Consider the following 11310-nt stretch of genomic DNA (forward strand, 5'->3'; position numbering starts at 1 on the left):
TTATCTCATAGATATCGCAATAAGCGTAGGGGTTATAATCTAAAGTTTAATATTGTTGCTGGAATTGTTAATTTCAAAAATGATTTCGTTAATAAATTACTTGCCGCTTGATGCTAAAATAATCACGAACAACCTTCTTCACCCCTCGCATTGGCTAATTGTTAATTAAATACTTACGCAAGAGGTCTTATGAGTTTTGACAATCTCTATAGAGCTATAGAAGCCTTCTTCACTCTCCATAATTCAAGTTAATTGACCATACACGCTGCGGTTTTCACGTCACGCCCCCTTCTCTCTTTATCACCGATTAACTCATTCGCCTAAAGAATTTTATTGCATTATTTCTACATTTTGTGTTGCTTTTCATATACAAGTTGTTATATAATTAGAAGTATGTAACTATAAGTTATTTTTTTTAATTTAGTATAGGTGCATAGTTTTATGAAGAAAAGTAATATATTAATCTTAATGTTAACCGCCGCTTCCAACGCAAGCGCGTCAGATTTTTCCCAACTATATGTGAGTAGCCACCCTAGTATGCGTGAGCCAGAAGATTCTTCGCGTTTCAGTATACTACGCGAGTCAGAGCTTTCTAGGTCTTATGTATTATTAGAGGATCAAGTTGGCGATAGCATCAAAAACAGCTCAGTACTCGTTGAAGATCCAAAGTATCAAAGTTTTCATAGCCCAGCGGCTTCTTTGGATAAGGAGAGTGTATCACAGATTCTCGCTCCTTCAAAGGCGACAAAGATAGAGAAGGCTACAGAAGAAGTCAAGAGCGCTTATCAACCATTTTCATCAATGTTTTTTAATTTTAGAGATAAGATGGCTACGCGTTCTGTATATCAAGAGCCACCAAAGTCTGTACAACTTGCAATAGAAAAAATGAGCGTTAATCCTAAAGAATTTGCTTTGCAAAATCCATCAAGTCACGCTACAGCGCAAAATGGTTCAAGCTCTGAACTGAGCGTGGAATTAAAGGAAGACGAGGTTGAGTCTTCAAAGGGAGTAGAGACTTCTGTGCACATGCAGGAGATTGCTCATATATCCTCCAATCCAACGCGACTATCTATAAAACCTCCTGAGCAGTTTAATGCCTTTGAGTCGGAAGAATTAGAATCTATATACCAAGATCAAGAATCTCATTTTGCTCCTAAGAGAGAAGTGCAGGGAAATAAAATTGGAATTATGGAGCGTGTTGAGCGCGATATAGAAAAATTAATATCTGATGGCGAGCTGAGTTACGATGCAGCCCGGCAAGATGAAGCGGGATATGGTAGGCAGTTTATGCTGCGCGCCTTAACAAAGTTAGCGCAGAAACCAGAGTATGCTGGGTGGATAGATGGAGTATTAGCTCAGTATCGGGACCCAGAAGAAAGAATATTAGACGACATAACTTTTACGAGCGACGCTTCATCAAATGACAGTGATGATATGGAGTTATTAGCTTTGTTGGATCAGGTTGTAGATAGCGGTAATAATGATGATTTTGATAATTTAAATCAAGATATGAAAGTATGGGATGAGCAGAATGACTTATCCCAGTGGTCGCAGGAATTACCACGTGCAAATAATCAAGATAATCAACAATCTCAACATAATTGGTATAGTATAGATGAGCAACAACAAACGAGAGCAACGGATAATCAACGAAGAATGTTTGGACATGGTCAGTCAGAGCAAGAGTATTTTTACTCTATTAAATCACCGTCAGCTGGAATTGATGAGCAGTATAGCGCTAGCAATAGTAATGGCTTGCAAAATAACCATAATGCTTTGAATAACCAGCGACAGTTCGATGAAGAAGAGGGGTGCGATCCAGACTTATGTCATGGCGGTGATCCAGCGCAAATTATAATAGAAGACTCGAGTGATGCAGAGCATGAACATGATTTGTCATTCAATGATAATAAGCGTGCAGTAGTGATGGTGAGCCTAGATGAGGACGAAGAAGGTAATATTGACGCAGATCTACTAAAGAAAGATGGTCCAATTAAGGTGCGCCAAGATTATGAGGGTGATTTTCCTATAGATGACCCGGAGAAGGGGTTTAACAAACCTTTAATAGGTGTATCTAGTAGCGTTATAGACAAACCTTTGGCGATCAAGAATTCTGATGCACAACCCGTGAGTTTATTTGAAAGTTTGGATATATCTGACGTTGGTAATCATATTAGCACCACGCACGAAGTGCATATAGATTGCGCAAAGAACGTAATACAAAGTAATATGTCGAGGTTTTACACTCAAAATATTCAAAGCGTTAGTACGCAAGATACGCATCATTCTTCCGTGGATATGAATGCTAAATCCACTAAAGATCAGTCTTCATCTAAAAAACTCGGTGTTTCTAGTGGTGACGAAGCTATAGAAGAAAGTAGAGCGGTTGGCGTTTGGGTTATGCCTATTGCAAGCTCTTCTCGCCAGGATGCTGTGAACGATAAGGCGACGGGATATCATGTGCATACTTCTGGTATTATGGTTGGCATAGATAAGGAACTGCAATCTAACGCAATGGTTGGTATTGCATTTACTAATGTTAATAGCGAAGTGGTTTTTGATAAAAACGCCGGTAGGAATGATGTGAATTCAAGTATACTTTCGGTTTATTGCAATCGAATGTTTACAAATAATTTTTTCGTCCAGGGCTTGGTAAATGTAGGGTTTAATAAAAACCAGCAACTAGACAGCGCAAAGAAAAATGGATGCGGAGCTGAGTTAATAGGCGGATATGTTTTGCCTATTAATAATCAAAAAATTAGCGCAACATGCGGGTTAGATTTTAGCTATCTTAATGGGTCCAGCACGCAGCAGAAAGATGCGGCGACACAGCAGAGTACTCAAAACCTTAGAGCTCTTGTTGGTCTTAGATATGAGATAGATAAGATGCTGAGTTATGGGGTGCTTGTGAATCCTGAGATGCATTTTGTTGCTAGATCTAATTTGAATAACAAAGAAATTATTCCTGGTGGTGTTGACTATAACTGGCAGGACCCAGAATATATGAATTATGGCTCGGTTGGTACGAGTTACAACGTAGGTCTTGGTTTAAATAGCAAGGTACGAAGCATACAATATGGTTTAATTTATGATGCGTTTTTAGGAAATAAATTTCAGGGGCAGCAATTAGCCGTGAAATTAAAGGTAGAATTCTAACACCTTATTCTAAATAACGCTAGAAGAATTGTAGTGGTGTATTTGATTGGGCTCGAACCAACAACCTTCGCCTCCGGAGGGCGACGCTCTATCCAATTGAGCTACAAATACAATAAAAGACTGAAAGGGCAATAGGTGTGCGCATAGCATATATCGCTAATATTATATTCCCCATATTGGACAACCTTTAATTCATCGTTTCATATTAGCCCAAAATTTTTCAATTTGGTTTAGGCCTGGCGAATAAGGTAGTGCAGCCTACAGATTCAATTAAATCTTTAGTCTTTTGAGATTTATGAAATACAGCATTATCCATGATCGCCGCTTTACCAGGTTGCAGTTCTTTTATCAAAAACTCTTCAACCCAAATTTCAAATAATTTTGTATTGCAAGAACCTCTAAATGCCATTGGTACTATCGATTTGTGATTGACGTAACCAGCAATAATATTGGTTCTCTGATAATATTTACCACTCTTTTAACAAATAATCTTTCACCCTTTCTGCCCCCATCCTCTGTCTTTACACATACTCATACCAATGCCGCTTTCATCGATATATACAAGCTTTTCTGGCTTTACGTCCTTGATGCTTTCTATGTTATTGCGTTCTATTTTCTTCACTTGCTTCCACATAGGTAAGGGCTTTTTTCTATAGCTAAAACCCAAACTCTTTAATACTCTAGCGGAATGCCAGGAGCTTATTCCAAATCTATTACCTATGACTTCTAGCTTGGTGTTAGGATTATTTTTTACAAATAGTTCAATTTCTTTGTAATCTACCCTGCGTCTAGCGCCTAATCTTCGTCTAGCACTGTAATTACCTTCTTTATTATACCTCGCCCACCATCTATGTACCGTATTGCTGTGTATTCCAAAAACTTCGGATGCTTCTTTTTGCGTTTTGCCTTTTTGGATATAACCTACTACTCTTTTTCTTAAATCTTCACTATATGGTTTTGTTGACATTTTTCCTTTAACGATACCACGTCTCTTTACCCAATGCAAGGTGGTTTACTATACAATCATAAAATATTTATTAAACTTTTAGCTACCGCCACAGAATTTGCGAATTCTTTTTGCTCATCGCTAGTAAGCGTTAACTCCATGATGCGCTCTACGCCATTTGCGCCAATTACTACCGGCAACCCTATATACACATCCTCGCAGTTCATCTGCTTATCTACATACACAGAGCAGCAAAGGATTTTTTGCTGGTTATATAGGTAGCTATCTACTATTTCTACAATAGAAGCTGCTGGAGCGTAGTAGGCAGAGCCTGCAGAAAGTAGTTCGACTATTTGCGCTCCACCACGTTTTGTGCTGGTGATTACGTCATGTAAGGTAGCATCGCTAATCACCTCCATTTCCTTTAAAGATGCAATAGATATCCCTGCAATTGAAGAATGATGAACTAAAGGCAGCATGGTATCACCATGACTACCAATGATGGTAGATTTGATATCGGCCACAGCTGCGCCAGTGGCCTGCGCAAGAAAATAATTAAACCTTCTACAGTCCAATGTACCAGCCATACCCACCACTTTTTGATGCCTTATACCGCTACTTTTATACATATGGTATGCCATCACATCTAATGGATTTGTAACAACTACTACAAAAGCTTCGGGTGCGTATTGGCGAATCTGTTGCGCTACTTGATGTATAATATCGCCGTTAGTTTTAAGCAGCTCCTCCCTACTACTTCCTGGTTTACGTGGCAGTCCTGCAGTAACCACTACTACCTGTGAACCGGTAATGCCAGAGTAATCCTTCACGGCATATACCAGAGATTCGCTACCCATTTGGGATAAATCAAGAGCTTTGCCCTGCGCCACTGAGTAATTCAGGTCTAACAAAGCTACCTCATAACCCTTTTGCATTAATAGCATTGCGGTAGTGGCACCAACATTACCAGCACCTATAACGGATATTTTAAATGGCTTGCTATGCATATTATTCTCTATGATAAGTATAGTCTATTATACGAATCATTATAGCTACAAACGGCATAATGCGCAAGGCTTTTATTTTTTATTCAGCGACTCAAGAGTCTCTATCTCCATCACGCCAGAAATTATTTGGTTATTAATGAGATATGCTGGCACGCCACTAAAACCTAAGGTAGCGGTGAGCTCTAGATTTGCTCTTAATAAATCTTTTATTTCTTGGGCGTCAGCAGTCTGCTTCACCTGCTCTAAATCTAGATCATGATCTTTAATTATTGTCTCTAGCCCAGTATTACTTAAGAAGCTGGATTCAATGAAATGCTTATGTACTGAAGAAAATTTTTCCGGTGCAAGTTTATGAACAGCTAAAGCGATTCTAGCGATATAATTAGCCATATTACCTAAAACCGGTACTGGTCGCAAGACAATTTTTGCATTCGAATTTCTTTCTAAGAATTTTTCTAAATCTTCAAACCCCTTCTTGCAATAATTGCATTGGTAGTCATAGAAAAAAACTATGGCATCGGTCGCCTCTGGAGAACCTAGATATGGATAGTTGTTTGCATCATATAATTTATCTTTATTTTGCTCTATATACTGCCTTACTCTACTTTCTGCTTCAAGGATTTTTTGCTTTTCTAGCTCTCGTATAGCATCTCCAATGGCTTTAGGGTTATTTTTAATATATTCCCTAGTGATATTCTGCACCTGTGCCACCTGCTCTTCGCTAAGAATAAGGGTGGTTTCTTTTGTCTCAGCTTGTATAGCAGAGCCATACATATAAGCTTTATAGAGAATTACTGTGCAAAAAGCAGTGATTGCGGAAGTTATAATTGATATGAAGCACTTTTTCATAATCTTTTTGAATACATATTGATTGTGTAAAAAATAAGCACATGATATTTTACCATGCAAAACACCTAAATAAGAAGAGTATTTTTATCTAGAATCATTATTTTGTTTTTGAGATTGCAATAAATCATCTAATTTGATCCATTTTGAGCTATTTTGAGGTAGTTGTAGCATCGCAGATTTAGCAAAAGTTTTCGCCTTCTTAAAATCCCCCATTTTGTTGTAGAAGATAGCTAGGTAGTACATACTATCTACTGGTTTATCTATTTTTTCATAATATATCCCAGTATAGTAAAGCAGATCCACCAAGTCGTCATCACATTCCCTATCCACTATCTGCCTTAATGCTTCACCGTGACGTTCAAGCGTTTGCTTGTTATTAGAGAGTCGAATTGCCGCAACTGCATTGTCGATCTTCAACCACTTATCATTTGGTTTTAATTGAAGCGCTTTTTCGTAGAAGTTTAGAGCCTCTGCCTTGCCAAAGTCTAGCAATATTTCGCCCTTTAATAAATTATAGTAAGGATCGCTTGGCTTTTGAGATAATAAGCTATCAATAAAATATAAAGACTTTTGATGATTTTTCACTTTCAGATAATACATACTCTGCATATACTGTCTTATCTCTTCATTCTTTTGTTTTAGCGCGGCATCTTGCAGTTGTGTGGGCGGGAGTTGTATAAACAGCAGTTTTGCGATTACGCGCTGCAATCTATAGTTTAATTCTTCGCAATTCCCTTGGCGTTGCTCGAATTGCTTAGTATTGTGCGAATAATTTTTAATAATTTCTATCCTCTCCTGAGCCATAGGGTGAGTGAGTTCGTATGGATCTAGTTTATGAGCATTATTGGTGTTTTGTTCTACTTTAAAATAATTCATTGCATACATCAGCCCAGAGCTATCATAGCCAGCCTCCTGCAGTAGCTTGCATGCTATTTGGTCTGCTTCTATTTCTTGCGTCCTAGAGTGTTGTAGCATACTACGATTACACATACTACCAATGGCCTGATGCATCGCGCCAGCCGCGTCTGCACTGCTATAACTACCACCAGCGCTAAGCAGTGCGCCTACTAGTATTGCAGACAACATGCCTGCGCCGTACATTTTATTTAATTCATTTTGTTTGATGAGATTTTTACTGATATGCTGGGCTTTAATATGGCCGATTTCGTGCGCTATTACTGCCCTAAGCGCGTCTGCATTCATACGCGCAATAAGCCCACTGTATAATACTATTCTAGAGTTAGAGGTAGCGAAGGCGTTTACTTGAGGGGTAACGTTGACATATATTTTTACTTCCGGTAACCCAGCTTTTTGTATAATGGGTGAGGAAATGTCATGAATTAAGCTTTCTATTTCAGCATCATGTATAATGAAATCGCCTTTGGCTTGCGAAAGAAATAATAATGGTATACAAAGAATAAATAGAGAGAATAAGTTTTTAAGATTCGTCTCTAAATTTGCGCTTTGTTTCATAATATTTGATTTTGAGTTTAGCGACTGATCTTACAACTAAGACATTAGTGTGCAATAAACTTAATTATAACTTAATTATATTAAAATAATAATGAGTTATCTTCTATTAAAAATAAAACAGAAATTAAACGTTCTGCGCTTTGCATTATTTTTTGCTCAATTAGCGAGGCTGGATAAGCCCACGGGTGCAGCGCTACTATTTTTTACGTGTTATTTTGGTTTGATGGCGCCATCTGACCAGTCGCTTATGTCTGAATACGTAAACTCCAGGCCATATTGGTTGTTTATTGTAGGGTCTATTCTTGCTAGGAGTACTGGTTGTATACTGAATGATATTTGTGATCAAAAATTCGATGCGCAAATAAAAAGAACTCAGAATCGACCCTTGGCTAATAGCTCGATAAATAATCGCCAAGCTTTATATCTACTCTCCCTTTTTCTCCTCGCCTCCTTGTTTATTGCCATACAATTAAATTTCAAATCTTTCTTAATAGTCTGCTGTAATGTGGTAATGATGTGCGCTTATCCTTACGCAAAACGATATATATATTTTCCTCAAATATTACTAGGACTTACCTTTAATGCCAGTATTATTAGCTATGTCGCGGTAACAAATACTGTAAGTATAGGGGCGGTGTGTATGTATTTGGCATGCGCTTGTTGGATTGTTGGGTATGATACAATCTACGCCTTTATGGATGCGCAAGATGATGCGCGCATTGGCGTGAAGTCTATCGCTGTGCTGCTAAGAAATAGGAATTACAGAGCTTTTTTATATGGTTGTTACGGATTGTTTATATGTTTGTTTGTGATTGCTGGGTTTATAGAAAGAAAGCTGTTCAATTGGGGAATGGTGGTGATTTTGATTTTAACCATTACAAACCTGGTTTGGCAAGTGTATACTTTAGATATTACTAAAATAAAAAATTGCGAGCTTAGGTTTAAAGCAAATTTATTAGTTGGTTTGTATCTGTGTTTTTACATGTTGTTGCTTAGATCTTAATTATTTATTTGATAAAAAATATGTTTGATAAAGTATTAGTAGCCAATAGAGGAGAGATAGCGTTACGTATTATTCGTACGCTAAAAAAGATGAATATAAAGTCGGTTGCTATATATTCTGAAGCAGACACGAATGCTTTGCACGTACAATATGCAGACGAAGCGCATTATGTTGGTAATTCTCCAGCGGTAGAGAGTTATCTCTCAATTCCAAACATATTACATGCCACAAGGCTAAGTGGCGCTAAGGCGGTGCATCCGGGTTATGGTTTTCTAGCAGAAAACTATCAATTTGCATCTACTTTAGAAAAAGAAAAGATTGTCTTAATAGGTCCAAGTTCTCAAGCTATTAAGCAAATGGGTGATAAGATAGAAGCTAAGCAGATAGCTACTAAAGCTGGTATACAAACAGTACCTGGTTATATGGGCGCCATTCCTACTGCCCAAGAAGCGATTAAAATTGCGAAAAAAATAGGTTTTCCAGTAATTATCAAAGCCGCCGCTGGCGGAGGTGGTATGGGCATGAGGGTCGCTCACAACCACGAAGAAATGATGAGCGCGTTCGCGTCTGCACAGCGCGAGGCCCAGAATAGTTTTAACGATAATAGGCTATTTATCGAAAAGTTCATTCAATCTCCACGACATATAGAGATTCAGGTTTTAGCGGATAAACATGGTAATGTTTTATGCCTTGGAGAACGCGAGTGCTCTATACAGCGTAGCCATCAGAAAGTGATTGAGGAGGCCCCTAGCCCTTTTGTCACGCCTCAAATTAGACAAAAGATGTATAATCAAGCAGCTTCTTTAGCTAAGAAAGTGAAATATCATTCCGCTGGTACTGTGGAGTTTATCATGAATGACAAAAAGAATTTCTATTTCTTAGAAATGAATACTAGAATTCAGGTGGAACATCCTATTACAGAGATGATTACTGGAATTGACCTAGTGGAGCAGATGGTACGGGTGGCTGCCGGTGAAGAATTAACTATGAAGCAAGATGATATAGAACTCAATGGTTGGGCTATGGAAGCAAGAATTTGTGCAGAAGATCCCACGCGTGGGTTTTTACCATCTAGCGGTAGGATTACTGAGTATATCGAACCTGCACGCAAGCAATATGAAGTAAGGATAGATAGCTCTATAGTGTCTGGGATGGAAGTGAGCATGTTCTACGATTCCATGATAGCCAAGTTGTGTGTACGGGGGGAGACGAGAAAGGATGCTATCGAAGCTATGCGTTATGCGCTAGGTGCGTTTGTTGTGCGTGGTATTTCGCATAATATGAGTTTTTTGGAGGCGGTGTTTAATAATCCAAAATTTGTTGCGGGTGATATAAGCACAGCTTTTATTTCAAATGAGTATCCAGATGGATTTTCAGAATTCACAGACCTCACATATGAACTGATAGAAGTGTTTATTGCAATTGGTATATATGCTCATATTACAGAGCAGAAGCGCGCTAATATGATTAGAGATCAAATAGTAAATACCGTTGCAAAAATTAATACTCGTTGGGTAGTTTCCGTTGGCAATCAATTATTTCCTGTAATGATTAAGGCTGTGACTGATGGATACAATATTAGACAGGGGAATAATAGAATATATGTGCGAGGAAAATGGAATATAGGCAATCATATTTTCTCTGCAACGGTTAATGGTAAGAATGTAAATGCGAAGATTACGAGGGTGCGTACTGGCTATCAGGTTACTTACCTAGGAGTTACTACTAAAATTCGAGTAAGATTATCTAGAGTATCTGAGCTAGAGTCTTTAATGATTCAGCGCGAGGAGGTGAATGATCAAAGATATTTATATGCACCTCTGTCCGGGCAGATTATAGCAATTAAAGTTTCGGAAGGAGATGAAGTGCAAAATGGTCAGGAGTTGATGATTCTTACTGCCATGAAGATGGAGAATATTATAGTAGCGCCTAAGAATGGAGTGATTAGCAAGATTCATATCAAAAACCACGACCATGTGAATGTGGGTGGTATTTTAATAGAGTTTCAAGATGAGTAATGCTTTATTTATGGAAGATCCAATGTATATAGTAAACCACCTTACATTAGACTTCTTCGGAAACTATCATTTTTGTAATTCCATATTGTAAATAGCGGAGATTAAATTGAACCTTATGGCGAATCTTTTTCGTCTGTTTCGGTATTTGTCCGAGATAATTTTAAATCGTTTAATCATTCCAATAACATTTTCATTAGACCTCTTGCATAACCTATTCCGCAGGGTAATTTTGTTGCCAAAACTCCTTTGCGCTCCTCATATACTAGAGTATGCTGCGGCGCTCAACATCATTAGACCTCTTGCGTAAGTATATAGAATTGGAAATTACTTACAGGGAGGGGTTGATATTTTTTATAAAGCGTGTATAGAACTTGATTTTTAACCAACAAGAGACTACACACAATGATAAGATACAGTAAAATTGCTAAACATCCAAGAGTTTTTTTAAGATTATTTGGCATGGAGCTAGAAAAGTTTGAAATAATAATAAAGAAGCTAGAAAAATCTGGGATAAAAGAGTCGTAGGCCAATACAAACGTCCCGGGAGGAATTATAAATTAGGTCTAGAAGAAATGACCCGATGCTTTTAATAGACCTCTTTCCTAACTCTACTCCTGATGGCAACTGTGGCGACGCTGTCGATGCGCAAGTCCTCACGTACTTCATGTACGCTGCGGCTCTGTGCTTTGTATACTCCTCGCATTTGCTCTTAATTGAGCGAGTTTCGAAAGAGGTCTATTGACGAATCAAGAGTGAGCCGGATTATAAAGAAGCTAGAGCCGCTTATGGCTGGTCTAGTTGCAATTGAGAAGAATCGAGAATTAAGTTACGAAGAGGCGGCCCAGCTAATTGATGTTA

The 11310-nt window shown here is 38.2% G+C and carries 9 protein-coding genes, 1 tRNA gene and 2 pseudogenes; 4 read left to right on the top strand and 8 right to left on the bottom strand.

What is annotated here, in order from left to right; translation table 11 throughout:
* Positions 1-441: 441 nt before the first annotated feature.
* A complete protein-coding gene (locus Sarmat_RS04120; RefSeq protein WP_202149560.1) occupies positions 442-3156 on the top strand; it encodes an autotransporter outer membrane beta-barrel domain-containing protein in 2715 nt (904 codons plus the stop codon).
* A 34-nt stretch (positions 3157-3190) separates the two neighbouring features.
* On the opposite strand, the gene Sarmat_RS04125 is transcribed toward Sarmat_RS04120, so the two are convergent.
* The 6 genes and pseudogenes from Sarmat_RS04125 to Sarmat_RS04150 form a co-directional block, all read right to left on the bottom strand.
* Positions 3191-3267: transfer RNA gene (locus Sarmat_RS04125), tRNA-Arg, on the bottom strand.
* 109 nt (positions 3268-3376) lie between these two features.
* Positions 3377-3607: pseudogene (locus Sarmat_RS04130) on the bottom strand (transposase); the annotation flags it as partial.
* Positions 3608-3649: 42 nt separating this feature from the next.
* Positions 3650-4123: an IS630 transposase-related protein gene (locus Sarmat_RS04135; RefSeq protein ID WP_202149561.1), complete on the bottom strand. Its 474-nt coding sequence runs from the start codon at positions 4121-4123 to the stop codon at positions 3650-3652.
* Between the two features lie 56 nt (positions 4124-4179).
* A complete protein-coding gene (locus Sarmat_RS04140; protein ID WP_202149562.1) occupies positions 4180-5109 on the bottom strand; it encodes a malate dehydrogenase in 930 nt (309 codons plus the stop codon).
* Positions 5110-5181: 72 nt separating this feature from the next.
* Positions 5182-5958: a DsbA family protein gene (locus Sarmat_RS04145; protein WP_202149563.1), complete on the bottom strand. Its 777-nt coding sequence runs from the start codon at positions 5956-5958 to the stop codon at positions 5182-5184.
* Positions 5959-6042: 84 nt separating this feature from the next.
* Positions 6043-7431: a M48 family metalloprotease gene (locus Sarmat_RS04150; RefSeq protein WP_202149564.1), complete on the bottom strand. Its 1389-nt coding sequence runs from the start codon at positions 7429-7431 to the stop codon at positions 6043-6045.
* Between the two features lie 91 nt (positions 7432-7522).
* Here Sarmat_RS04150 and Sarmat_RS04155 point away from each other — a divergent pair, with 91 nt between their 5' ends.
* Both Sarmat_RS04155 and Sarmat_RS04160 read left to right on the top strand, forming a co-directional pair.
* The gene (locus tag Sarmat_RS04155; protein WP_202149565.1) at positions 7523-8434 is read left to right on the top strand and encodes a UbiA family prenyltransferase; all 912 of its coding nucleotides are present in this window, start codon (positions 7523-7525) and stop codon (positions 8432-8434) included.
* 8 nt (positions 8435-8442) lie between these two features.
* Entirely contained in the window at positions 8443-10452 is a 2010-nt protein-coding gene (locus Sarmat_RS04160) for an acetyl-CoA carboxylase biotin carboxylase subunit (RefSeq protein WP_202149566.1), read from the top strand.
* Between the two features lie 66 nt (positions 10453-10518).
* Here Sarmat_RS04160 and Sarmat_RS04165 read toward each other — a convergent pair.
* Positions 10519-10647: pseudogene (locus Sarmat_RS04165) on the bottom strand (IS5/IS1182 family transposase); the annotation flags it as partial.
* Between the two features lie 207 nt (positions 10648-10854).
* Between Sarmat_RS04165 and Sarmat_RS07105 the strand changes: the two are divergent.
* Entirely contained in the window at positions 10855-10977 is a 123-nt protein-coding gene (locus Sarmat_RS07105; protein WP_279611753.1) for a hypothetical protein, read from the top strand.
* On the opposite strand, the gene Sarmat_RS04170 is transcribed toward Sarmat_RS07105, so the two are convergent.
* Positions 10948-11118: a hypothetical protein gene (locus Sarmat_RS04170; RefSeq protein WP_202149567.1), complete on the bottom strand. Its 171-nt coding sequence runs from the start codon at positions 11116-11118 to the stop codon at positions 10948-10950. The genes Sarmat_RS07105 and Sarmat_RS04170 overlap by 30 nt on opposite strands.
* Positions 11119-11310 lie beyond the last annotated feature (192 nt).

The sequence above is a fragment of the Candidatus Sarmatiella mevalonica genome, from assembly GCF_016751895.1.
GTDB classification, from domain to species: domain Bacteria; phylum Pseudomonadota; class Alphaproteobacteria; order Rickettsiales; family Rickettsiaceae; genus Sarmatiella; species Sarmatiella mevalonica.